The 22,163-nt window shown below is 71.6% G+C and carries 21 protein-coding genes and 2 pseudogenes; 14 read left to right on the plus strand and 9 right to left on the minus strand.

Features of this window, described 5'->3' with window-relative positions; translation table 11 throughout:
- Window positions 1-119 precede the first annotated feature (119 nt).
- Both ACZ63F_RS02565 and gap read left to right on the plus strand, forming a co-directional pair.
- Window positions 120-578 carry a phosphoketolase family protein gene (locus ACZ63F_RS02565; protein WP_469707969.1) on the plus strand — a complete coding sequence of 153 codons (459 nt, stop codon included), beginning with the start codon at window positions 120-122 and terminating at the stop codon, window positions 576-578.
- Between the two features lie 31 nt (window positions 579-609).
- Window positions 610-1,623 carry a type I glyceraldehyde-3-phosphate dehydrogenase gene (gene gap / locus ACZ63F_RS02570; RefSeq protein WP_469707971.1) on the plus strand — a complete coding sequence of 338 codons (1,014 nt, stop codon included), beginning with the start codon at window positions 610-612 and terminating at the stop codon, window positions 1,621-1,623.
- Between the two features lie 287 nt (window positions 1,624-1,910).
- Here the strand turns inward: gap and ACZ63F_RS02575 are convergent, their stop codons facing one another.
- From ACZ63F_RS02575 to ppdK, 4 genes are all read right to left on the minus strand, one after another.
- Window positions 1,911-2,096 carry a hypothetical protein gene (locus tag ACZ63F_RS02575; RefSeq protein WP_469707973.1) on the minus strand — a complete coding sequence of 62 codons (186 nt, stop codon included), beginning with the start codon at window positions 2,094-2,096 and terminating at the stop codon, window positions 1,911-1,913.
- 174 nt (window positions 2,097-2,270) lie between these two features.
- On the minus strand, window positions 2,271-4,979 hold the full coding sequence (gene adhE, locus ACZ63F_RS02580; RefSeq protein ID WP_469707974.1) for a bifunctional acetaldehyde-CoA/alcohol dehydrogenase: 2,709 nt from the start codon (window positions 4,977-4,979) through the stop codon (window positions 2,271-2,273).
- 120 nt (window positions 4,980-5,099) lie between these two features.
- A complete protein-coding gene (locus tag ACZ63F_RS02585; protein WP_469707977.1) occupies window positions 5,100-5,819 on the minus strand; it encodes a CBS domain-containing protein in 720 nt (239 codons plus the stop codon).
- Window positions 5,820-6,071: 252 nt separating this feature from the next.
- Window positions 6,072-8,756, minus strand: a complete 2,685-nt coding sequence (gene ppdK, locus ACZ63F_RS02590) for a pyruvate, phosphate dikinase (protein WP_469707979.1) — start codon at window positions 8,754-8,756, stop codon at window positions 6,072-6,074.
- Window positions 8,757-9,074: 318 nt separating this feature from the next.
- Between ppdK and ACZ63F_RS02595 the strand changes: the two genes are divergently transcribed.
- From ACZ63F_RS02595 to ACZ63F_RS02610, 4 genes are all read left to right on the plus strand, one after another.
- Window positions 9,075-9,281, plus strand: a complete 207-nt coding sequence (locus tag ACZ63F_RS02595) for a hypothetical protein (protein WP_469707981.1) — start codon at window positions 9,075-9,077, stop codon at window positions 9,279-9,281.
- 350 nt (window positions 9,282-9,631) lie between these two features.
- A complete protein-coding gene (locus ACZ63F_RS02600; protein WP_469707983.1) occupies window positions 9,632-10,546 on the plus strand; it encodes a universal stress protein in 915 nt (304 codons plus the stop codon).
- Window positions 10,547-10,674: 128 nt separating this feature from the next.
- Window positions 10,675-11,097, plus strand: a complete 423-nt coding sequence (locus tag ACZ63F_RS02605; protein WP_469707985.1) for an Hsp20/alpha crystallin family protein — start codon at window positions 10,675-10,677, stop codon at window positions 11,095-11,097.
- Window positions 11,098-11,385: 288 nt separating this feature from the next.
- On the plus strand, window positions 11,386-12,039 hold the full coding sequence (locus ACZ63F_RS02610; protein ID WP_469709299.1) for a CBS domain-containing protein: 654 nt from the start codon (window positions 11,386-11,388) through the stop codon (window positions 12,037-12,039).
- 36 nt (window positions 12,040-12,075) lie between these two features.
- On the opposite strand, the gene ACZ63F_RS02615 is transcribed toward ACZ63F_RS02610, so the two are convergent.
- Both ACZ63F_RS02615 and ACZ63F_RS02620 read right to left on the minus strand, forming a co-directional pair.
- The gene (locus ACZ63F_RS02615) at window positions 12,076-12,225 is read right to left on the minus strand and encodes a hypothetical protein (protein ID WP_469707987.1); all 150 of its coding nucleotides are present in this window, start codon (window positions 12,223-12,225) and stop codon (window positions 12,076-12,078) included.
- A gap of 160 nt (window positions 12,226-12,385) precedes the next feature.
- Entirely contained in the window at window positions 12,386-13,288 is a 903-nt protein-coding gene (locus ACZ63F_RS02620; protein WP_469707989.1) for a universal stress protein, read from the minus strand.
- A gap of 217 nt (window positions 13,289-13,505) precedes the next feature.
- On the opposite strand from ACZ63F_RS02620, the gene ACZ63F_RS02625 reads away from it, so the two are divergent.
- Window positions 13,506-14,156, plus strand: a complete 651-nt coding sequence (locus ACZ63F_RS02625; protein WP_469709301.1) for a CBS domain-containing protein — start codon at window positions 13,506-13,508, stop codon at window positions 14,154-14,156.
- A gap of 69 nt (window positions 14,157-14,225) precedes the next feature.
- On the opposite strand, the pseudogene ACZ63F_RS02630 reads toward ACZ63F_RS02625, so the two are convergent.
- A pseudogene (locus tag ACZ63F_RS02630) lies at window positions 14,226-15,812 on the minus strand (oleate hydratase); the annotation flags it as partial.
- Window positions 15,813-16,124: 312 nt separating this feature from the next.
- Between ACZ63F_RS02630 and ACZ63F_RS02635 the strand changes: the two are divergent.
- The 3 genes from ACZ63F_RS02635 to ACZ63F_RS02645 all read left to right on the plus strand — a co-directional run bounded on the left by ACZ63F_RS02635 (window position 16,125) and on the right by ACZ63F_RS02645 (window position 17,899).
- Window positions 16,125-16,250: a hypothetical protein gene (locus ACZ63F_RS02635; protein WP_469707991.1), complete on the plus strand. Its 126-nt coding sequence runs from the start codon at window positions 16,125-16,127 to the stop codon at window positions 16,248-16,250.
- Window positions 16,251-16,266: 16 nt separating this feature from the next.
- A complete protein-coding gene (locus tag ACZ63F_RS02640; RefSeq protein WP_469707993.1) occupies window positions 16,267-16,761 on the plus strand; it encodes a flavodoxin domain-containing protein in 495 nt (164 codons plus the stop codon).
- 232 nt (window positions 16,762-16,993) lie between these two features.
- The gene (locus ACZ63F_RS02645) at window positions 16,994-17,899 is read left to right on the plus strand and encodes a universal stress protein (RefSeq protein WP_469707994.1); all 906 of its coding nucleotides are present in this window, start codon (window positions 16,994-16,996) and stop codon (window positions 17,897-17,899) included.
- Between the two features lie 225 nt (window positions 17,900-18,124).
- Here the strand turns inward: ACZ63F_RS02645 and ACZ63F_RS02650 are convergent, their stop codons facing one another.
- Entirely contained in the window at window positions 18,125-18,706 is a 582-nt protein-coding gene (locus ACZ63F_RS02650; RefSeq protein WP_469707996.1) for an Rv1733c family protein, read from the minus strand.
- A gap of 342 nt (window positions 18,707-19,048) precedes the next feature.
- Here ACZ63F_RS02650 and ACZ63F_RS02655 point away from each other — a divergent pair.
- The 3 genes and pseudogenes from ACZ63F_RS02655 to ACZ63F_RS02665 form a co-directional block, all read left to right on the plus strand.
- Window positions 19,049-19,399, plus strand: a pseudogene (locus tag ACZ63F_RS02655) (zinc-binding dehydrogenase); the annotation flags it as partial.
- 362 nt (window positions 19,400-19,761) lie between these two features.
- A complete protein-coding gene (locus ACZ63F_RS02660; RefSeq protein ID WP_469707998.1) occupies window positions 19,762-19,947 on the plus strand; it encodes a CBS domain-containing protein in 186 nt (61 codons plus the stop codon).
- Between the two features lie 50 nt (window positions 19,948-19,997).
- Window positions 19,998-20,600 carry an Rv1733c family protein gene (locus tag ACZ63F_RS02665; protein WP_469708000.1) on the plus strand — a complete coding sequence of 201 codons (603 nt, stop codon included), beginning with the start codon at window positions 19,998-20,000 and terminating at the stop codon, window positions 20,598-20,600.
- Window positions 20,601-20,657: 57 nt separating this feature from the next.
- Here ACZ63F_RS02665 and ACZ63F_RS02670 read toward each other — a convergent pair whose 3' ends face one another.
- Entirely contained in the window at window positions 20,658-21,323 is a 666-nt protein-coding gene (locus tag ACZ63F_RS02670; protein WP_469708002.1) for a CBS domain-containing protein, read from the minus strand.
- Between the two features lie 349 nt (window positions 21,324-21,672).
- Here ACZ63F_RS02670 and ACZ63F_RS02675 point away from each other — a divergent pair, with 349 nt between their 5' ends.
- Window positions 21,673-22,119: a pyridoxamine 5'-phosphate oxidase family protein gene (locus ACZ63F_RS02675; RefSeq protein ID WP_469708003.1), complete on the plus strand. Its 447-nt coding sequence runs from the start codon at window positions 21,673-21,675 to the stop codon at window positions 22,117-22,119.
- Window positions 22,120-22,163 lie beyond the last annotated feature (44 nt).

Genomic DNA, 22,163 nt, shown 5'->3' on the forward strand with positions numbered 1-22,163 from the left:
CGGCTGCCCAGCGACCCGCCGCCGTCTCGCCGACCGTGCCGCTTCGGCCACCCGCTGAACTCTGCGGCCGCCAAGGCCCCTTGGCGGCCTTCACACCGACGACTTCCGGAGTGTCATCGATGTCCACGGTCGAACACCAGGACGCCACCGTACTGTCCGACGAGGAAGTACGCACCCTGGACGCGCACTGGCGTGCCGCCAACTACCTGGCGGCGGGCCAGATCTACCTGATGTCCAACCCGCTGCTCACCGAGCCGCTGCGTCCCGAGCACATCAAGCCCCGGCTGCTCGGCCACTGGGGCACCTCACCGGGCCTGAACCTCGTGTACACCCACCACAACCACGTGCGCGGTTACAAGGAGTCGGGGACCACGACCACGCCGTTCGACATGGTCGTCCGCAACGACCTGGACCGTTACCGGCTGGTCATGGACGTCATCGACCGGGTGCCCGGCCTCGGGGTCCGGGCCGCCGCCGTACGCCAGCAGATGGCCGACGCCCGCACCCGCCACCAGGCCTGGATCCGCGAGCACGGCACCGACCTGCCCGAGGTCGCCGACTGGACCTGGAACGCCTGAGCACCACCGACCCTGTAAGGAGTTCACCGCCATGACCGTACGCGTCGGCATCAACGGCTTCGGCCGCATCGGCCGCACCTACCTGCGCGCCGCCCTGGACCGTGCCGAGGCGGGCACGCAGGACGTCGAGGTGGTCGCGATCAACGACGTCACCTCGCCCGCCACGCTCGCCCATCTGCTGGAGTACGACTCGACGTTCGGGCACATCGGACGCGACGTCCTGCACGACGACAGCTCCATCACGGTGGACGGCCGGCGCATCGCCGTCACCGCGGAGCGCGACCCGGCCGCCCTGCACTGGTCGGACTACGGCGCGGGGATCGTCGTCGAGTCCACCGGCCGCTTCCGTGACCGCGACTCCGCCGCCCTGCACCTGAAGGCGGGCGCCCACACCGTGCTGCTGTCGGCGCCGGGCAAGGACGTCGACGCCACGATCGTGATGGGCGTCAACGACGCCTCCTACGACCGGCATCAGCACCGGATCGTCTCCGCCGCGTCCTGCACCACCAACTGTGTCGCTCCGATGGTGAAGGTGCTCGACGACGCCTTCGGTATCGAGCGCGGTGTGATGACCACGATCCACGGCTACACCAATGATCAGTCCCTGCTCGACGGCCCGCACAAGGACCTGCGGCGGGCTCGCTCGGCGGCCCTGAGCATTATCCCGACCAGCACGGGTGCCGCCCGCGCGGTGGGGCTGGTGGTGCCGGAGCTGGCCGGGGCGCTGGACGGGATCGCGGTCCGGGTACCGGTGGAGGACGGTTCGCTCACCGACCTTGCGGTGGTGCTCGGCCGGGAGGCGAGCGTGGACGAGATCAACGCCGTGTTCGAGGCGGCCGCGGACGGACCGCTGAACGGCATCCTGCGAGTGTCCAAGGCCCCGATCGTCTCCCGTGACGTCATCGGTGACCCCTCCTCGTGCGTCTTCGACCCGGCCCTGACACAGGCCAACGGCACCCTGGCCAAGGTGTTCGGCTGGTACGACAACGAGTGGGGCTACACCAACCGGCTCCTCGACCTCACCGCCCTGGTGGCCGACGACTGACCCCCGCGGCCGGGCCCCGCAAGAGCGGGACGGAGATCGCCCGGTGCACGACCCGCCGGATCGACGGCACGGATCGCCGAGGTCGTCGCCGACGCACCGCGCAAGGACGGCCTGACCGTCGAGTCGCCGCCGGCCCCTGTGACCGAGGCCCGACCGGTTCCGGGCGCCGGTGCCGTGGCGTACATGTGGCAGGAGGACCGGGGGCGGTGCTCCGTCGACACCGAACGGCCCTGGCACACGGCTCACGTCGTGTGCCAGGGCCGTTCAGCGCGGGGTGCCGGGGCGGGTCAGTTCGATGCCGTCGGCGTCGGCATCACGGTGACGGGGCATTCGGCCTCGTGTTGGAGGGTCCGTATCACCTCGCCGCACTCCGGACCGGGGCCGGCACTCACCACGACCAGCGCGGCGCTCCCGCAGTGGTGCAGCAGCGCCTGCACCGGAGGCAGCAGAAGTACGTCCTGGAGCACCGGCACGTCCGGGTACTTCTCGTGCCACGGGCGCAGTGCGTCGGCCAGGAGCGGTGCCGTTCCAAGGGCGGGGGTCCGGAGAGGGGCCGAAGGGCCCGCCACCTCTGCGGTACCGGCCCGGCGGCCCCTGTCACGACCGGCGGTCGGAGCGGACGCCGGCGCGACGGTGGCGCCCTCGCGCTACGGCCGTGCCGACTGCTCAGTCCCGGGACGGTCCTGCGGACGGCCGTAGTAGGCGAGGCGCATGAGATCCTGCATGTCGTCGAGCATGGGCATCCGCGGGTTGGCGGGCGCGCACTGGTCCTCGTAGGCGTTGAGGGCCTGCTGGGGCAGGGCGTCGAGGAACGCGCGCTCGTCGACGCCGAGGGCCTGGAACGTCGGCTCGATGCCCACCGCGTCGCGGAGCCGCTCCACCGCCGAGGCCAGCGAGTCGACGCCCTCGCCGGGCGTGGTGGCGGGCAGGCCGAGGGTGCGGGCGATGTCCTGGAAGCGTTCCGGAGCACGGTAGTTCTCGTACTTGGGCCAGCCGGTGAGCTTCGTGGGGACGGTGCCGTTGTAGCGGATGACGTGCGGCAGGAGAACGGCGTTGGTGCGGCCGTGCGCGATGTGGAAGGTGGCGCCGAGGGTGTGGGACATCGCGTGGACGATGCCGAGGAAGGCGTTGCCGAACGCCATGCCCGCGATGGTGCCGGCGTTGTGCATCTTCTCCCGGGCCCCGGGCTGTGCCGCACGGTCGTTCACCGCGGCCTCGATGTTGTCGAAGATCAGCCGGATCGCGTGCAGGGCCGGGCCGTCGGTGAAGTCGTTGGCGTAGACGGACACATACGCCTCGACGGCGTGGGTGAGGGCGTCGAATCCGCTGTCGGCGGCCAGTGCCCTGGGCAGCCCGGTCGTGAGCAGCGGGTCGATGATGGCCACGCTGGGGGTGAGCGCGTAGTCGGCCAGCGGGTACTTCTTGCCGGTGGCGGGATCCGAGATGACGGCGAACGGGGTCACCTCGGCACCGGTGCCGGAGGTGGTGGGGATGCACACCAGGCGGGCCAGCCCGCCCAGTGTCGGGAAGCGGAAGGCGCGCTTGCGGATGTCGGAGAACTTGTGCCGCATGTCGGCGAAGTCGACGTCCTTGCCCTCCGCCTGCTGCTCGTACAGCAGCCACATCACCTTGGCCGCGTCCATGGGGGAGCCGCCGCCGAGCGCGATGACGGTGTCGGGGCGGAAGTCGCCCATCAGCCGGGCGCCGCGCCGCACGGAGTCGATGCTGGGCTCGGGTTCGACGTTGTCGATGACCTGGATGGTGACCGGCTCCCGGCGTCGGCGCAGCACCCGCTCGACCCGGTCGACGAGACCGAGGCGGGTCATCGTCGCGTCCGTGACGACGGTGACGCGGTGGACGTCCGGCATGGAGGTCAGGTAGCGGATGGACTGCGGCTCGAAGTAGATCTTCGGTGGGACCTTGAACCACTGGAGGTTGTTGTGGCGCACCGAGACGCGCTTGACGTTCAGGAGCTGGGCCGCGGAGACGTTGTTGGAGACCGAGGTGCTGCCCCAGGAGCCGCATCCCAGTGTCAGTGACGGGAGCAGGCTGTTGTAGATCCCGCCGATCGCGCCCTGCGACGAGGGTGAGTTGACGATGATCCGTACGGTCTTCATGCGGCGGCCGTACGCCTCGGCCAGGGCGCTGTCCTCGGTGTGGATGACGGCGCTGTGGCCCTGCCCGTGGAAGGCGACCATGTCGGCGGCGAGGTCGAAGCCCCGCTGCTCGGAGTCGGCGCGCAGGACGGCGAGGACCGGGCACAGTTTCTCCCGGGTGAGCGGTTCCTGCGGGCCGACCTGAGCGGCCTCGACCAGGATGAGCGACGTGTCGGCCGGTACGGCGAACCCGGCCTGCTCGGCGATCCACGCCGGGCTCCGGCCGACGGCCGCGGAGTTCACCTTGGGCTCGCAGCCCACCCCCGTGTCCTTGTCGGCCGACCGGGAGGCCGGGAACAGGAACGCCTCCAGCTTCGCCTTCTCCTCGGCGGTCGCCACGTGGGCGTGCAGCGTGCGGAATTCGGCCAGGGCCGCGTCGTAGATCTCCTCGTCCAGGATGACGGCCTGTTCGGAGGCGCAGATCATGCCGTTGTCGAACGACTTGGACAGCACCAGGTCGTTGACGGCCCGGCGCAACTCGGCGCTCTTGTGTATGTACGCGGGGACGTTGCCGGCGCCCACGCCCAGGGCGGGTTTGCCGGCCGAGTAGGCGGCCTTGACCATGGCGTTGCCGCCGGTGGCGAGGATGAGCGAGACGCCCGGGTGGCGCATGAGGGCGCCGGTCGCCTCGACGGAGGGGGTTTCGATCCACTGCACGCAGTGCTCGGGCGCGCCCGCGGCGACCGCCGCGTCGCGCACGACACGGGCCGCCTGCGCGCTGCAGCGCTGGGCGGAGGGGTGGAAGGCGAACACGACCGGGTTGCGGGTCTTCAGCGCCATCAGCCCCTTGAAGATCGTGGTGGAGGTCGGGTTGGTGACGGGTGTGACCGCGCACACGACGCCGACGGGCTCGGCGACCTCGATCATGTCGTCGATGTCGTCGCGGGCGATGACCCCGACCGTCTTCATCCGGCCCATGCTGTGGGTGACGTGTTCACAGGCGAACATGTTCTTGGCGGCCTTGTCCTCGAAGACACCGCGTCCGGTCTCGTCCACGGCGAGCCGCGCGAGCGCGGTGTGCTGGTCGAGGGCGGCGACCGAGGCCTTCTTCACGATGTGGTCGACCTGTTCCTGGTCCAGCGCCTCGTAGTCGGCCAGTGCCTTGAGTCCGTTCGTCACCAGCCGGTCCACCGCGATGGCGATGTCGGACGGCGCCTCGGTGAGTCCGGTGGTCGCGCTGCGGTCGTCGTGGCGGGTCATGGTGGGCGGGCCTCCGTCGTCGGGAGACCGCCGCCGCGGGGGCGGCGGTGCGGGGTGAGAGCACGGGGTGGGATCGGCACTGCGGGGGATCGGTACCGCTCCCACCAGCAGCGTCTCTCTTCAGCGGAGCCCGCCCCCAGGTCCCGCCGGTCCCTTCGGAGGGCTGACCGGCCCCGAACCGATGCGGACGTTCAGCCCGTTGACAACGCCGACCACTCCGTCCACCCGATACGTCAGCCGGATCGCGAGCGGGATGTCGTCCCGTCGCCCGACGGCCCCGGCGAGCGTGACCATGCCGTCGCGGACCGACACGGCCACGTTGTCGGCCGGCAGGCCCAGGGCACGGGTCACCACGTCGTCGGACACCTCCTGGCGGATCTCGTCGTCGGTGCGCAGGAAGACACGCAGCAGATCCCGGCGGGTGGCGATGCCGATCAGCCGGTCCTCCTCGTCGACGACCGGGAGACGCTCCACGCCGTGCCGCTCCATCACGCGCGCGGCGTCCGCGATCCGCTGTTCCGGATGCACGGTGACCGCGGGCGTCGTCATCAGCTCCTGTGCGGTGCCGGACCCGGCGCGGGTGACCGCGGCGGCCCGACGGGCCGCGCGCCTCAGCGGAGGGATACGGAGCCTTCCCGCCCGGCCGGATGCCGACCTGGTTGCCTGGTGCCGGATCAGATCCGTCTCGGAGACCACGCCCACGACCTTGTCGTCGTGATCCACGACGGGCAGCCCGCTGATCCGATGCCGGTCCAGCAACCGCACCAGATCCTTGAACGACGTGTCCCGGTGCGCCTCGACGACGTCGCCTGTCATCACCTCGCCGACGATGCGGGCCATGGCACCCACTTCCTTCCTCGTCCGGTGTCCAGGTCGGGTCGTCCACCGGGCCTGCGTGCGGGGCGGGCCGTCGCCGGCCGGATCCGATACCTGGTTCCAGGCTCCCTCCCGTGCCTCGGCCCGAGCAGGGCCGAGCGTCCTGTGCGGAGGGTCCGACCCGCCCACGTCTCGGTGGGCGGGTCTCCGGGACTCGAGAACAGAAGGTCCCGCTGCCGTCGGTGAGGGCCGCTCCGCCACGGAGCCCGCCCCCTGTCACCTGCTGTCGCTCGTCCCCGGCTCGGGGAGCGCGGCCCGTCCGGCCTCCAGTCGGGCGACCGGTACGCGGAACGGCGAGCAGGAGACGTAGTCGAGGCCCGCCGCATGGAAGAAGTGGACGGAGTCCGGATCCCCGCCGTGCTCACCGCAGACGCCGATCTTCAGGTCCGGTCGCCGCGCGCGCCCCTCGTCGACGGCGATCCGCACCAGCCGGCCCACGCCCGTGACGTCCAGCGTCTCGAACGGTGAGGTGGCGAAGATGCCCTTGTCGAGATAGGCGGAGAAGAACGCGGCCTCGACGTCGTCGCGGGAGAAGCCCCAGGTGGTCTGGGTGAGGTCGTTGGTGCCGAAGGAGAAGAACTCCGCCTCCTCAGCGATCCGGCCGGCCGTGAGCGCGGCCCGGGGCAGCTCGATCATGGTGCCGACCGGGCAGTGCACCGGGACGCCGGACTCCTCGGAGACCTCGGCAAGGACGCGTTCCACCTCTTCGCGTTCGATCCGCAGCTCCTCGACCGCGCCGACGAGCGGCACCATGATCTCGGCCTCGGGGGAGCCCCCGGCCCTCGTACGCGCCACGACCGCCTCGGCGATCGCCCGCACCTGCATGGCGACCAGACCGGGCACCACCAGGCCCAGGCGCACCCCCCGCAGCCCGAGCATCGGGTTCTCCTCGTGCATCCGGTTGACCGCGTCGAGCAGCTCGGTGTCGTGCGGGTCCGGGTGCTCGCCCCGGGCCTCGGCGGTGGCGATGCGCACGGCGAGGTCGGTGCGGTCGGGCAGGAACTCGTGCAGCGGCGGGTCGATGAGCCGGATGGTGACCGGCAGGCCGTCCATCGCCTCCAGGATGCCGGTGAAGTCCTGGCGCTGGAGCGGCAGCAGCGCGCCGAGCGCCGCCTCGCGCTCGGTCTCGTTTCGGGCCAGGATCATCGCCTCGACCAGCTTGCGGCGCTCACCGAGGAACATGTGCTCGGTGCGGCACAACCCGACGCCCTGCGCGCCGAACCGCCGGGCCCGGGCGGCGTCCTCGGGCGTGTCGGCGTTCACCCGCACCTCAAGACGCCGCACCCCGTCGGCCCGCGACATGGCCCGGGCCACGGCGTCGACCAGCCCCGCCGACCGCTCACCGGTCTCGAAGTACCGCATCACCTCGGAGTCGACCAGCGGCGCGGCACCCAGGTACACGGCACCCCCGGAGCCGTCGACGGAGACGACGGTGCCCTCCTCGACCACGGTGTCGTCCACGGCGAAGCGTCGCGCCGCGGTGTCCACGATGAGTGCTTCCGCGCCGCACACGCACACCCTGCCCATGCCGCGGGCGACCACGGCCGCGTGGCTGGTCTTGCCGCCCCGGCTGGTCAGCACCGCCTGTGCGGCGAGCATGCCCGGGAGGTCGTCGGGGGTGGTCTCCTGGCGTACGAGGACGACCTTCTCGCCTGCGGCGGCGCGGCGGACGGCTTCGGCCGAGTCGAACACGGCGGCGCCCACGGCCGCACCCGGCGAGGCCGGCAGACCGTGCGCCAGCGCCTCGCCGACGGCCTTGGTGTCGAATCGGGGGAACATCAGCCGGGCGAGGCCGTCCCCGCTCACGCGGGCCAGGCCCTCGTCGGCGGTGATCAGGCCCTCGTCGGTCAGCTCGGAGGCGATGGCGAACGCGGCTTCGGCGGTGCGCTTGCCCACCCGGGTCTGCAGCATCCACAGCCGGCCGCGCTCGATGGTGAACTCGATGTCGCACAGGTCGCGGTAGTGGGTCTCCAGCGTCCGCAGGTGGCCGAGCAGTTGGGTGTACGAGGCCGGGTCCAGTTCCTCCAGCGCGGTCAGCGGGACGGTGTTGCGGATGCCGGCGACGACGTCCTCGCCCTGCGCGTTCGCCAGATAGTCCCCGTAGAGGCCGCGCAGTCCCGTGGCCGGGTCGCGGGTGAAGGCGACGCCGCTGCCGGAGTCGGGGCCGAGGTTGCCGAAGACCATGGTCTGCACGTTGACCGCGGTGCCCAGGTCGTCGGCGATGTGCTCGCGTCGGCGGTAGACGCGGGCGCGTTCGCCCTGCCAGGACTCGAAGACGGCGAGGACGGCCCGGCGCAGCTGCTCGTCCGGGGACTGCGGGAAGTCCTTCCCGGTCTCCCGCCGGATGAGTTCCTTGTACGTCCCGACGAGCCCCGCCAGGTCCGCCGCGTCCAGGCCCAGGTCGTTCGCCGCGCCACGGTCCCGTTTGAGATCGGCCATGGCGTTCTCGAAGAGAGCGCCGTCGACCCCCATGACGGTGCTGCCGAACATCTGCACGAGACGACGGTAGGAGTCCCAGGCGAAGCGTTCGTTCCCGGACACCTTGGCCAGGCCGAGGACGGAGTCGTCGTTGAGCCCGATGTCGAGGATGGTCTCCATCATGCCGGGCATCGAGAACCGCGCCCCGGAGCGGACGGACAGCAGGAGCGGGTCGTCGGACCGGCCCAGCCGCCGTCCGGACGCTCGCTCCAGGGCCGTCAGGTGCTCGGCGATCTCGCCGGCCAGACCGTCCGGCTCGGCGCCGGTGGCGAGAAACGCCCGGCAGGCCTCGGTGGTGACGGTGAAGCCCGGCGGGACGGGCAGCCCCAGCCGGGTCATCTCGGCCAGGTTCGCCCCCTTGCCGCCGAGCAGGTCGGCCCTGTCACGGCCGCCCTCTGTGAAGTCGTACACGTAACGGATCATGGCGCCGGTCTCCTCCGTCGGTCTCGGGGCGGCGTACAGCTCCAGCGTCGGAGCGCAGGGCCCGTGCTGGCAGGTGCTGTCGGTCCCCGCCACTGGGCCGACCGGCCCAGGCGGGAGCCCGGAGCCACCGCGTCCTACGGCCGTCGGTCGCCGTGGCCACGAGAGGCCATCCAGCGCCGACGGCCCCGGGGCCCATGCGGTCCCGCGCGCAAGGGCCCCGTCGGACCTCCGCCCGACCCCCTCGGCTCATGCGCCGCACCCGGCGCCGGAGTGTGCTGGAAGCAAGAAGAACGACGCAGATCAGGGAGGGCGAGGACATTGGGTACCAGTCTCACACCGGAGTTCTGGGAGAGGTTCGCGGTGTTGCTCGTGCTGGCGACGGGACTCACGTGCGTCCTAGCCGCGTTCTTCGACGACCTCGTGGTCCGGCTGCAGCGCCGTCGGGCGCACCGGAGGTCTCCGGCGCACCAGCCGATCCGGCACGGGGTGGTCCGGAAGGACCACCGCACGGCGGTGCACTCCTGACGCGCGTGGCAGTCAGGGCCCAGAGCGGGGGGGGGGGGGGGGGGGGGGCCCCGGCGGGGGGGGGGGGGGGGGAAACGAAAAGGAGACCAGGGCTTTCCTCCCCGCGTGGGGACCCCCCCCCCCTCCCCCCCCCCCCCCCCCCCCCGCCCCCCCCCCCCCCCCCCCCCCCCCCCCGCTGCGGTCGGTGCGCCGACGACACGGCGGTCACGCCGGGCTTTCCCTCGCGGTGGAGCCGCACGTCTCCCTGGTCCCGGAGGGCCGATCGGGCCCCGTGGCAGGGACCTCGGGCCCCTGCTGTCACATGCGCGTGCGTCGGAGACTGAGCGTGTATCCCTCAAGGAGGTCCGCACATGTCCGGCATCATCGTCGGTCTCGACGGCTCGCCCGAAAGCCTGGCCGCCGCAGACTGGGCCGCCCGCGAGGCGGCACAACGTGATGTGCCCCTGTGCCTCGTACATGCCGATGACCCACCGCGCCCCATGTACGCCCCGTGCGCGGCATTTCCGGCACTCGACGTGCTCGACGTACGGCGCAGACGGTCCGACGGCCTGTTGCGCGACGCGGAGACCCGGCTCGCCGGGCGCCACCCCGGGCTCCGGATCACGAGCCGGGACGTCGAGGAGAAGGCCGTCCCCGCCCTGTTGGCAGCCGCCGAGGACGGGGAACTGCTGGTCCTCGGGTCCAGGGGACTCGGGACCGTGCCCGGGTTCATCGTCGGCTCCGTCGCACTCGCCCTCGTGGCGCGCGCCGAGCGGCCGGTCGTCCTCGTACGGGCCGGTGAGCGCGCCGAGGACGAGCATCTGCCGGACGCCACGGGCGCCGGGTCGATCACCGCCCCCTTCCGCGACATCGTGCTCGGACTCGATGCCGCCGACCCGGACGACGCCGTCATCGAGTTCGCGTTCGAGGCCGCCCGGCGCCGGGCGGCCGGTCTGCGGGTGGTCCACGGCTGGACCCAGGCGGCCCCCTACGGCTATGGCGCCGTCCTGGATGCAGGGTTGAACCTCGAACTGGCGGAGGAGATACGGCAGGAGCTGGGCGATGCCCTGCGGCCCTGGCGGGACAAGTTCCCCGGCGTGGAGGTGAGGGCACAGGCCGTGGTCGGCGGCGCCGGCCGTCACCTCGTACACGCCTCACGGGACGCGGCGCTGGTCGTCGTGGGACGAAAGCGGCGCCAGGCCTCGCTCGGCGGTCACATCGGCCCGGTGACCCATGCGGTGCTGCAACACGCCTCCGCGCCGGTCGCCGTGGTGCCGCACGACTGACGGGGCGACACCGTGACGGGCGGCGGAGGCGAGGGCCGTCCGGGTCCATCAGGGGCCCGGACGGCCCACGCGTACCGTGCCGCGCCGGCGGGACGCTTGACGCGACCACTCAGGAGAGGAGGCGGAGCATGAGCGGCGTGATGGAGCGGCTGCCCGGTTTCCCGGCACTGCCCGAGCTGTTCGGCTGGGTCGAGGGAGGAATCCCCGGGACACATATGCCTGCGGGAGTCCACGGCATCCGCATCGAGGAACACCTGAAGGACGGGATCTACGTCCTGCGCGCCGAACTCCCCGGCATCGACTCCGAGAAGGACGTCGAGATCACGGTGGAGGAGAACGTTCTGACCCTGCGCGCCGAACGCGGTGAGGAGAAGACGGAGAAGCACCGCACCGAGTTCCGCTACGGCACCTTCGCCCGTTCGGTCCGCCTGCCCTCCGGTGCGAAGGGCGACGAGGCGACCGCGCAGTACAAGGACGGTGTGCTGACCATCACGGTCCCGGTCCCGGAGGAGAAGGCGGGAACGAGGACCATCCCGGTGCGGCGCGGCTGAGACAGGGCATGCCGGAGTCGCACCAGGTGTGCGCGGCCGGTCGCTCGCCGGCCGCGCACACCCTCGAAAAGGGGTGGCGCCGCTCGCGTCGGGCCGCGGACGTCCAGGACCACGTGCGAGCGGCGAAGGCATGGACATCCCTGCACTGCGGGGCAGGGTCCTGTGCCGGACCGGGTGGCCTGTGGCGCCGGAGCCCGGGCGCGCGCACGCTGGTTTCATCAGCACAGGAAGGGCAGTCGGTGGGATGACCTCCGCACGGCCATGAACGCGGCTCTTGAGGAGAGGACCATGCACGGCAGCCCGCACAGGGTCGGTGACGTCATGACACGCGCCGTCGTGGCCGTGGGCCGCGAGACCCTGTTCAAGGACATCGTGGAGCGCATGGAGCAGTTCAAGGTCAGTGCTCTGCCCGTGCTTGAGGGCGACGGGCGGGTGATCGGAGTGATCTCCGAGGCCGACCTGCTGCCCAAGGAGGAATTCCGGGACAGTGATCCGGACCGGTTCACCCAGCTGCGCCGGTTGCCCGACCTGGCCAAGGCCGGGGCGGTGCGCGCCGAGGAGCTGATGAGCACACCGGCGGTCACCGTTCACAGCGACGCCGCGCTGGCCGAGGCAGCACGGATCATGGCCCTGCGGCACGTCAAACGGCTGCCCGTGGTGAATGCCGAGGGCGCACTTGAAGGCGTGGTCAGCCGCGGCGACCTGCTGAAGGTCTTTCTGCGCCCGGACAACGATCTCGCCGACGAAATCCGCCGCGACATCGTCGACGTCCTTTTCCCGGCCCCGATCGAACCCGTGCACGTCGTGGTCACCGAGGGCGTCGTGACCCTGACCGGACGTGTCGCGGATGCCGCCCGGATCCCGCTGGCCGCACGTCTGGTCCGGGGCGTCGAAGGCGTGATCGGCGTCAACTGCCGGCTCACCGCCGCCGACGCCGCGTGAACCCCGATCCGGCGACGGACCTGCCGGGACCCGGGATCAGGCGGGGGCCGCTCGCTGGGAGGCGGGGAGGTCCGGACGGCGGCGCGGGCCCGACAGCTCGCAGTGCACGCCGTTCATGGCGTCCTCCAGGAGCTGGGTGCCGTTCCGCGACACCTTCAGGCTGCGCCACGAGCTGCCCCCGGGCATGGGCCGAGCGGCCCGCACGGCAGACCCTCCGGCCCGGACGGTCAGCCGAGTGCCGGCCCGACCGGCCCAGGCCGGGCCCGCTGGGGCCGGCGCCTGCGGGACGGCCGTCAGCGATGTACCAACGGTGCGCCCGTGGCTTGCCCTCCGCTGGGTTAGCAGGTCAGCCGTGTGCGACAACCGCGACGGGGACCGCGATGTGGTGCAGGGCGGCGTGGGTGACATGGCCGATGTGCGGACCGAACGATCCGGTGCGAATACGACGGCCGACGACCACCAGCGAGGCGTCACGGGCGTCGTCGACGACGATCTGCGCCGCGCTGCCGCACCGGCTCGCCTCGATCACCTCGACGTCCGGGAACTTCTGCCCCCAGGGACGCAGGGACTTCCTCAGGAGAGCGGCCTGTCCGCGCTCGAGCGAGTCGTGGAGTTCAGCCTCATGGCGGTGGCCGCGGGAGGCCGGCGGCTCGGGCCAGGCATGGACGACCCGCAGGGCGGCCTTCCGGCGTGCGGCCGCGTCGAAGGCGAACTCCAACAGGGTGTCGTCGGCGTGATCGATGTCGAGGCCGAGTACCACCGGCCGGAACGGCGCCTCGGCGGACGGCACGCCGACCGGGGCCGCCCGGTGTTCGTCGGCGGCCTGCTCTGCCGCGCGAACCAGCACCACCGGGCGCTCGGCGCGCGCCACGACCGCCAGACTCACCGAGCCGACCACGAAGCCGCCGAAGGCACCGAGGCCCTGGGAGCCGAGCACCAGAAGCTCGGCGAAGCCCGCCGCCTCGTTCAGGACGTCGGCCACGGTCCCCGTGGGGTGCTCGGTGAACACCGTGATGCCCGGGTGACGCAGCCGGATGCTCTCCGCTGACTCGTGCGCCGTCCGCTCGGCCCAGTGCTGATAGGCGTCGGGGTCGAACAACAGGGTCTGGGCAACGCGCCGGGGCGTCGGCTCCCGGACACACATGATCTTCAGGGGCAGCGCCCGCAGCAGCGCCTCCCGCGCCGCCCACTCGGCTGCCGCCCGGCTCTCCGGCGACCCGTCGAGACCTACGGTGACGGTAGCGGACATGGTCTCCACCTCCCGAGGCAAGGGCTGAGACAACCAGCGTGGCGTTGACGCGGTGGTCGGGGTCAAGGGCCACAAGTCCCCAGTGCGGCGCGAGCGGCCCTTCCGGCACGGAAGCCGAACGGCCGGTGGAAGGGCCGGGCAGCCCTTGGCTCGTTCTGTCCGTCCGGCGCACCCTGGAAGGGACCCCGATATGTCCCCCGAGCCCGACGGAGTCGCCATGTCCGGCACCCCGCACCACGTCAGCGATGTCATGACCCGCACGGTCGCTGCCGTCGGCCGCCGAGCCCCCTTCAAGGAGATCGTGCGGCTCATGCGGGACCGGCAGGTCAGCGCCCTGCCGGTGATCGAGGGTGCGGGCCGGGTGGTCGGCGTGGTGTCCGAGGCAGACCTGCTGGCCAACGAGGAACTCCGGGACGACCCCGACGCGGCCTACCTCCAGCTGCGCCAGGCGGTCGACGTGGCGAAGGCGGACGCCCTCACCGCGGGAGACCTCATGTCGCTCCCCGCCGTCACGGTCCGGCCCGACGCCACCCTCTCCGAGGCCGCGGGCACCATGGCGCGAGAAGGAGTCAAGAGGCTGCCCGTGGTGGACGAAGCCGGGCTGCTCACGGGGATCGTCAGCCGGGGCGATCTGCTCAAGGTCTTCCTGCGGGGCGACGCGGAGATCGCCGACGAGGTGCGGCGCGACATCGGGTCGTACCTCTTCCCGACGTCGGCCGTGCGGGTGGAGGTGAGCGAAGGTGTCGTGACGCTCGCCGGACGCATCCACGACACGGCCCTCGTCCCCGTGGCAGCGCGTCTGGTCAGGGCCGTCGAAGGGGTCGTGGACGTGGAGTTCGACATCCCGCGCGAGAGCACGGCACCGTAACGGCGGCCATTCCGTCGGCGTCCATGGCCAAGGACAAGGGCTGCCCCATGTTCCCCTGCGCTGCACGCGCTACCGGCGGTGCAGGGTCTCCAGGGCCGCGGCCAGGACATGCGGATCGTGGTGGCCCTTGTAGACCGCCGGCGGCTGTGTGCCGAGGTGCAGCAGCTGGGACACGGCAGTCCAGGCCGTTCGTACCGAGTACTCGACGGTGAAGACGACGTCGTCGGGTACCTCGGTGAACTGTCCGATGAAGGCGAGGTTCACCGACCCCTCCGGGACCACGTCCGGGCGGTCGTCGCGGCGGCGGGCCAGGAACTGGCTGGTGATGTAGGGCATCACGCAGGGGATGACGGTGGAGGTCTCCAGGACGCGGGCGCTGGTGCGGTCGTCGAAGTGAAGGTGGTGCAGGACCTCTTCGAGGATCTCCCGGCCCGAGCACATGGTCATGGGCTTGGGCGTGTGGTTGCCGGCCCGGGCGGGGAAGAGGCCGTAGCCCCACCAGACCGAGACGCCCTCGGGCTGGTCGCGGTACACGGGCTGGCGGTTGGCGACGATGGTGAGCAGCCAGTTGGAGTCGGTGAACGTCATCAGCCCGCCCCTGCCGGTCTCCCGCCCGCTGAACTCGGCCAGCGCGTCGAGGAAGGCGGGGTCCTTGGCGGTGACCGTGAATGACTCCCAGCGGGATTCCTTCACATGCTTGTCGAAGACGTCGGGGTTACCGAAGTTCTCGTGTCCGCGGGCCAGCCGGTGCCAGAGCAGCCATGCGTCCGAGCGGGAAGTGGGCGGAGGCGGGGGTGAGGTGTGGGTGCCCCGGCTGGAGGCGTCGGTCATGGAGCCGTTGGTCACCAGGACCAGGTCCTCGGGAGTGACGGCGATCCTGTCCTCGCGGCCGGCCCGGGACATCCTGATGGCCTCCACGGTGACGTTGCCGGTTCCGGGGGCGAGGTCGAGGTCGGTGACCTTGCACCCGGGGTGGATGGTCACGCCCTGCCCGCGCAGCCAGTCGGCCAGGGGCCGCACGATGGAGTCGTACTGGTTGTAGCGGGTGCGGTGGATGCCGGACATGGAGGCGAACTCGGGGAAGAGGTGGACGAAGCGCCTGAGGTAGCGGCGGAACTCGATCGCGCTGTGCCAGGGCTGGAAGGCGAACGTGGTGCACCACATGAACCAGAAGTTCGTGGTGAAGAAGTGTTCGCCGAAGCAGTCCGTGATCCGTTTGCCGTCCAGGTGTCCCTCGCGACTCGCCAGGCACCGGACCAGGTCCAGCCGGTCTCGCTCGGAGAATCCCATCGAGCGGGTGTCGACGATCTTGCCGTCGCCGTCGACCAGACGGGCGATGTCGTCCCAGGCGAAGTCCTCGTGCCCGGCCAGGATCTCCTCGGTCACCGACACCGAGGGATCGTCCAGCGAGGGAATGCCGGACAACAGGTCGTAGGTGCAGCGGAATTCAGCCTCGAACATCCGCCCGCCACGCATGGTGTAGCCGGCCTCCGCCGTGCCGCCCGCGTCCAGGCTGCCCCCGATGCCCATCTGCTCCTCGAAGAGATGGATGTCCGCGCCGTCGAAACCGCCGTCACGGATCAGGAAACCGGCCGCGGCCAGCGCCGCGATTCCGCTGCCCACCAGATATGCCTTCGCCATGACACCACTCCTCGTCGCTTGCGTCCGTGCATGGAATCCGCACGTCCCACGCTTCCCGGCGGGGGCGACGGCGTCATGGGGCCATTGGTCACAGGCCGGGCCCGTGCGGCCCCTCCGGCACGGTTGTCGATCCGGCGGTTGGCCGAGCGCCTTCGATCAGAGCGAGGACGGCCGACGCACGCTCGGCGCGGGCCACAGTCGGGGCCGGTCGGCCCCTCCCCTCGCCCCGGACAGCCCATGGGACCCGGCTCCGGCGCGCCCGATGCTCGCAGTGCCGACCGGTTTGGAGAGCGATGACGGACGACCTGCTCCGAGATCGCCGTCTCCATGACCCGCCGGATCGACGGCGTGGCCGACGTCGTCGACAGGCTCACCTACCGCCTGGACGACTCCCGGATCCGCGAGGAACAGGCACTGCACGGCGCGGCCGACGACTGGCCGCGCGGACTGTGAGAGGAGGATCATCCCCATGACTGGCACCGTGTTGGTCACTTATGGCACCAGGAACGGTTCGACGGCGCACATCGCGGAGTCGATCGCCGACACCTTGCGTGAGAAAGGGCTGACCGTCGAGACGATGGCGGCCGCGTCCGTGCCCTTCGTCACGCGGTACGACGCGGTCGTCATCGGCGGCGCACTGTACGCCGGCCGCTGGCACAAGGACGCCCGGACGTTCATCCGCAGGCACCGCAACGACCTCGCCGAGCGGCCCGTGTGGTTCTTCAGCAGTGGCCCGCTCGACACCTCTGCCTCCGGCCGCGACATCCCGCCCGTGCGCGGGGTGCGGCACGCCATGGACGAGGTGCACGCCCGAGACCATGCCACCTTCGGCGGCTGCCTCGACACCGATGCGGACGGCTGGCTGGCCCGGAGGATCCTGCACTCCGGAAAGGGCGGCGACTTCCGTGACTTCGAGGCCGTCCAGGCGTGGGCGGCCGGGATCGCAGGCGAGCTGAAACACTGACGGTGCCCGACAGGCCGGGCAGACGACGGCGGCATCGGGCCTTACCGGGACGTCCTGGTGAGGCCCGCTCCCGTGGCCGGGTGACGCGAGGTGAGTTCGCAGGACCGCTGCCCGTTCCCCAGAATGGTGCTGTACCCGACTCCGGACGCCCGGCGGGCTCCCGACGGGCACGACGTCACAGGTCGTGGCAGCCGCTACATCCACGGAGAGCGGGCAGGCCGAGGTGAAGATCATGGTCCGAACCGTCACCGTAGGACTCGACGGATCGCCCGAGAGCCGGGCCGCCGCCGAGTGGGCAGCGCGCGAAGCACGGCTGCGCGGACTGCCTCTGAACATCGTGCACGTCAGGGAGCCGGCTCCCGAGCCTCTGGCACAGGCTCCCCTGGTGGGGCCTGAGACGCACCAGCGGTGGACCGAGCAGATGCCACAGGAGTTCGCGGAAGGCATCCGGCTGCGGCACCCCGGTGTCGACGTACTCACGGAACAGCCGGCCGGTACGGTCGCCGACGCGCTGTGCGAGGCGGCCGGCCGCGCCGACCTGCTCGCGCTGGGCTCGCGGGGCTTCGGCGGCATCGGCGGGTTCATGGTCGGCTCGGTGAGCCTTGCCGTCGTAGCCCGCGCGGAACGCCCCGTGGTCCTCGTGCGCGCGGGGGAGCAGGCCGCCGACGAGCACGGGATGGATCCGGCGGGCGTCCCGTCCGCCGCCACGCCGTTCCGGCCCGTCGTGCTCGGCCTGGACACCAGGCACCCGGACGACACGCTGCTGGAGTTCGCCTTCGACGCCGCGGCGCACCGCGAGGCACCGCTGCGGGCGGTCCACGCCTGGCCCGATCCGTCCATCTCCTACTACCGCTTCCCCGGCGACGCCGAACTCTACGACGAGCTGGAACGCCAGAACGCCGCCGCTCTGACCGAGGCACTGCGTCCTTGGCGGCAGAAGTTCCCGGGCGTCGAAGTGATCGAGGCGAGCCGGTGCGGGAGCGCCGCACAGGTCCTGGTCAGTGCCGCCCGCGATGCCTCGCTGGCCGTGGTCGGCCGTCGTATCCGCACCGGTTCGATCGGCGCCCACATCGGTCATGTCGCCCATGCGGCTCTGCACCATGTCGCCGCGCCCGTTGCCGTGGTCGCCCACGGCTGACCTCGTGTCGGCCGTGGACCGACGGGGCGGCCCGGGTTGCGCCGGCGTCGACGCGCCGGGTGACCGCCGTCGACGCGCCGGGTGACCGCCGTCGGACGAGACGCGGCCGAGCGCCGAGCGGCACGGAAAGGGCGCGGTGCCGTCCACCCGGTCACGCCGTGGACGGTCACCGGCGCCCGGCCGAGCATTCGCAACGGCCGCGCCGTTCACGCGCTTTGTCATGGGTCAGCCGGTCTTGTGACCCCAGCGCGGTCCGACGGACGTCCACTCGCGGCCCCACAGGTCCAGCCGCCGCTGCTCCAGTCGCCAGCGGGCGATCGCACCCGCGCCCACGACCGCTCCTGCCAGTGCGGTGCCGGCCGCCGTCCCCAGGACGCCGGCCTCGACCGCGGCCGCCGTGGGGCTGGGCGGCCGGCTGGTCAGCCGGCCCTGGCGGTCCTCCCAGACCGTGACCGTGGAGCCGGCCCGGCTGCCGGTGTCCACGAGGGTCCGGCCGGTGTGCGTGGTGCCGTCGGGTGCGGTCCAGACCACCGTGGTCGTCGTGCGCTCGCCCGTCGTGCCGATCCCGCTGACGCTCTGCGGGACGTCGAAGAGAAGCACGGCCCGTACGGACTCCCGCTCCGTTCGTTGCTGTGCGAAGACGTCGTCCGCGGCCCGGGCGGTCACCAGTGCGGTGACGGTCCCGCCCACCGCGACGAGCGTCCATACGGCCAGGACGATCCAGGCCTCGATGATGTCGTCGCGTCGCCGCAACGGGTTGCTCCGCCACCGCCACAGCAGCTTTTTCGTGTGCCTGGTCCGGCGCATCGGTGCGCACCTCCTCCTGGTCGTGATGACACTTCCGAAAGTGGCAGCAGGCCGTGGGCCGGGGCAGGGGCCGACCAGGGACAGGCGCGGGGCCGCTCAGGCCAACTCCGCCGTCGGCAAGGGACGTTCAGCCCCTGTCGGGGACGGGTCGCGCGACCGCGGCGGCGGTCGGTCCCGGTGCGGCCTTTTCGGCAAGGGCCTCGGGGACTCCCGGGTACAGCTCGAAGGCACCGCCGAGGCCCGTGCCGCGCAACAGTCGTGGGAGATCACCGCCGGGCGGGACGAGCCGGAGTCTGCCCCTCCGTGCGCGGACGCGGTTGCGCGCCCGGCACAGAACCGCCGTTGGAAGCCGTGGGCGTGCCGGAGACCTTCGAGCTGTGCACCCGCATGGTGCGGCCCGGCGGTCGCGTCGCCAACATCGGCGTGCACGGCAGGCCGGCCACGCTCCACCTCGAAACCCTGTGGATCAAGAACGTCACCATCACGACGGGTCTGGTGGACACCCACTCCACGCCCACCCTGCTGCGGATGACGGCGGCCGGCCGGCTGCCCACCGCACAGCTGGTCACCCACACCTTCCCGCTGGACCACATGGCCGAGGCGTACGACGTCTTCGCCGGCGCCGCCGACACCGGCGCGCTCAAGGTCGTGCTCGGCGGGGAGCAGCACGAGGTCGCCGTCCGCGCGAGCTGACGACGGGTTCCGGGCGTCGTACACGGTCTGTTCGAGGCCGCCGGGAAAGGCGCTGTGGGTACGCACGGAGCGGCACCGCGGGGGATCGGTGCCGCTCCTGATGCCAGTCTCTCGCGGGCCACGGACCCGCACAGGTGCCGATGGTCACGTGCGCGGTGCCGACCGGCCCCTACGCTCCCGGGTGCGCAACCGGTCCCACAGCCGGTCCGCGAGTCCACGTGCCGTTGCGCGCTCCCCGCGCGCGGGCACGATGGCGCCGATGTCAGCTGCGGGTGTACAAGCCGACGGGATCGGGGAAGGCCGGCACCGGGAACGGGGCCGTTCGGCCCAAGACCCGCGCGGACAGGTGACCGAGTCTGAGCGTGTCGGACCCCGGAAGCCGAGCCCTGGAGGTCGCCATGACCGGCACACCCGTCCTGGACGACGACGGACGTGTGGTCGGTGTCGTCTCCGAAGCGGATCTGCTGCGCAAGGAGGACATCACCGAGGAGATCCGGCACACGATCGTCCCGCACCTCCCCGGCGACGAGCGCGTCTCCCCGGTCTGAGGGCGCGGGCGCCCGCATGTCGCGGGTCCCGGAAGGAGGCGACGGAGACCATGGCACCGACCGACCGAGCGCACGCGACCACCAGACCGCTCTGGCGCTGGCGGCACAATGCGCTGCGCCGGCACAGCGACGTCGTCGAAGCCTGGATCGTGCTCGCCGTCTGGACGGTGACCCTCCTCGGGGGGCTGCTCGCCGGATGGGCCGCGGGCCATGCCGTGGACCAGACGTTCACCGAACGGCGCGCCGCCGTTCGTACCGTGTCCGCCGAACTGACCGAGAACGGGGCCGTCGGCTCACCGGTCGTCGCCGGCTACGACGTGGGGAAGGTGTGGGTCACGGTGCGCTGGACGGCCGCCGACGGCTCCACGCACACCGGTCTGGCGAAGGCCGACCCCATGGCCACCACGGGCAGTCGGCTCCAGGTCTGGGTGAACCACGGCGAACGGCTCGTCGGCCCGCCGCCGAGCCAGGCGGAGGCGACCTTCGAGACCGTCATGACCGCTGCCCTCGTGGCCCCGCTCGCCGGCACGGGTGTGTGGGGTGCCGGCTGGGTGCTCCGCAGGCAGTTGATGCGACACCGCCTCGACGAGTGGGACGCGGAGTGGCGGCAGATCGGTCCCCAGTGGCGGAACTTCAGCGGGGGCAAGGGATGATCTCGGATGCCGGACAGGAGAACCTGCGATACCGGGGTCCTGTCGCGTAGGGCTCCGTCATCCCAGGTCACTCCGTGCGGACACCGGCACGAGAAGACAGTGGACGTCCACCACGCCCTCGACGGCGCGGGCCAGCCGCTCGGCGACCGGGGCCAGGCCGGAGCCGTCGATCCACCCGGTGAGGGTGACGACGCCTTCTGCGACCTCGACCTGAATGTGGTCGGCGGAGAGGGGGAAGAGGCGGTCGACGACCTCGTGACGCACCTCTTCGGCGAGTTCCTTGTCGTCGCGCAGGAAGACCTTCAGCAGGTCGGAACGGCTGACGACGCCCTTGAGCAGGCCCTCGTCGTCGATCACGGGAAGCCGCTTGACCTTGCGGTGCGCCATGATGCGCGCCGCCTGGGCGAGGGTGGCACCGGGATGCACGGTCACGGCGGGCGAACTCATCAACTCCTGGGCGGTCGCCGCGCCGGCCTTCGCCAGATCGTCCAGACGCCGCAGCTGTGTGAACCGGTCCGGGGCGCTGTCCCGGAACTCCTCCTTGCGCAGCAGATCGGCCTCGGACACGACACCGATCACCCGGCCGTCACCCTCCACGACGGGCACGGCACTGACCTTCCGCTGCTCCATCAGGGTCACGACGTCCTTGAACGGGGCATCGCGGCCCACGGCGGCCACGGCGTGCGTCATGACCTCGCTCACGGTATGCGGCTTGCCGTGCATGGTCTCCTCCTCGGATGGACGGGCGGGCCCGAGGGGTCCCTCTTCTCAGGGTGTGCGGTGGAATGTCCGAACGCCACAGGCCGCTCGGACCCCGGAACGGGACGTTCGGCCCCGGATTCGGGCCTCCCGAGAGGAGGGCCGTCTCCGTCTGCTGTCGCCGCACTTGTGAACAGTCGTCACGCGGGGACCGCGCCTTGCCGTCAGCCGGAGCCGACCCGCCACAAGGGGCCACTGTCCGCACAGGCCGGGACGGACGGCCCCTGGTACTCGGCTTTGCGAAGCGAAAGATGGGGTTGTACCCATACCGCCGCACCCGGCGGTGGACGACGAGCTGAGGAATGGCCGGCTCATGTACCCCGACGACGGATTCCGTGAACTCGATCGGTACGAGTGCCTGCGGCTGCTGACGCGGGCGGCTGTCGGCCGTATCGTTCACACGCGCCACGCCCTGCCCGCCGTGCTTCCGGTCAATTTCTGCCTGGACCGGGACGGTGCGGTGCTGCTGCGTACCTCGGCCGCCTCGGAGCTTGTCCACGCGATCGACGGCGCGGTGGTCGCCTTCGAGGCCGACGAGGTCGATGCGGAGGCCCACTCGGGCTGGAGCGTCGTCGTCACCGGGCGTGCCACGGTCGTCACCGACCCCGTCGAGCAGCAGCGCCTTGCCCTTACCGGGCCCCGCTCCTGGGTGGCTTCCCCGGAGGAGGTCTTCGTCCGTATCGAGCCGGAGCTGGTGACCGGACGCGAACTGGTCGCCGGACGCACCATGTACGGCGTGGACCTGAGGACCTCCGGCTGAGTGGCCGACCGGGAGAACCCGTGGACAAGACGGTGCGCATGCCC

The sequence above is a fragment of the Streptomyces sp. NPDC104761 genome (assembly GCF_055583445.1).

Bases quoted from the DNA above. Each gene is read 5' to 3' on its own strand.
- ACZ63F_RS02565 (WP_469707969.1), top strand. From the start codon at position 120: ATGTCCACGGTCGAACACCAGGACGCCACCGTACTGTCCGACGAGGAA.
- gap (WP_469707971.1), top strand. From the start codon at position 610: ATGACCGTACGCGTCGGCATCAACGGCTTCGGCCGCATCGGCCGCACC.
- adhE (WP_469707974.1), bottom strand. From the start codon at position 4,979: ATGACCCGCCACGACGACCGCAGCGCGACCACCGGACTCACCGAGGCG.
- ACZ63F_RS02585 (WP_469707977.1), bottom strand. From the start codon at position 5,819: ATGGCCCGCATCGTCGGCGAGGTGATGACAGGCGACGTCGTCGAGGCG.
- ppdK (WP_469707979.1), bottom strand. From the start codon at position 8,756: ATGATCCGTTACGTGTACGACTTCACAGAGGGCGGCCGTGACAGGGCC.
- ACZ63F_RS02600 (WP_469707983.1), top strand. From the start codon at position 9,632: ATGTCCGGCATCATCGTCGGTCTCGACGGCTCGCCCGAAAGCCTGGCC.
- ACZ63F_RS02605 (WP_469707985.1), top strand. From the start codon at position 10,675: ATGAGCGGCGTGATGGAGCGGCTGCCCGGTTTCCCGGCACTGCCCGAG.
- ACZ63F_RS02610 (WP_469709299.1), top strand. From the start codon at position 11,386: ATGCACGGCAGCCCGCACAGGGTCGGTGACGTCATGACACGCGCCGTC.
- ACZ63F_RS02615 (WP_469707987.1), bottom strand. From the start codon at position 12,225: ATGCCCGGGGGCAGCTCGTGGCGCAGCCTGAAGGTGTCGCGGAACGGC.
- ACZ63F_RS02620 (WP_469707989.1), bottom strand. From the start codon at position 13,288: ATGTCCGCTACCGTCACCGTAGGTCTCGACGGGTCGCCGGAGAGCCGG.
- ACZ63F_RS02625 (WP_469709301.1), top strand. From the start codon at position 13,506: ATGTCCGGCACCCCGCACCACGTCAGCGATGTCATGACCCGCACGGTC.
- ACZ63F_RS02635 (WP_469707991.1), top strand. From the start codon at position 16,125: ATGACCCGCCGGATCGACGGCGTGGCCGACGTCGTCGACAGGCTCACC.
- ACZ63F_RS02640 (WP_469707993.1), top strand. From the start codon at position 16,267: ATGACTGGCACCGTGTTGGTCACTTATGGCACCAGGAACGGTTCGACG.
- ACZ63F_RS02645 (WP_469707994.1), top strand. From the start codon at position 16,994: ATGGTCCGAACCGTCACCGTAGGACTCGACGGATCGCCCGAGAGCCGG.
- ACZ63F_RS02650 (WP_469707996.1), bottom strand. From the start codon at position 18,706: ATGCGCCGGACCAGGCACACGAAAAAGCTGCTGTGGCGGTGGCGGAGC.
- ACZ63F_RS02665 (WP_469708000.1), top strand. From the start codon at position 19,998: ATGGCACCGACCGACCGAGCGCACGCGACCACCAGACCGCTCTGGCGC.
- ACZ63F_RS02670 (WP_469708002.1), bottom strand. From the start codon at position 21,323: ATGCACGGCAAGCCGCATACCGTGAGCGAGGTCATGACGCACGCCGTG.
- ACZ63F_RS02675 (WP_469708003.1), top strand. From the start codon at position 21,673: ATGTACCCCGACGACGGATTCCGTGAACTCGATCGGTACGAGTGCCTG.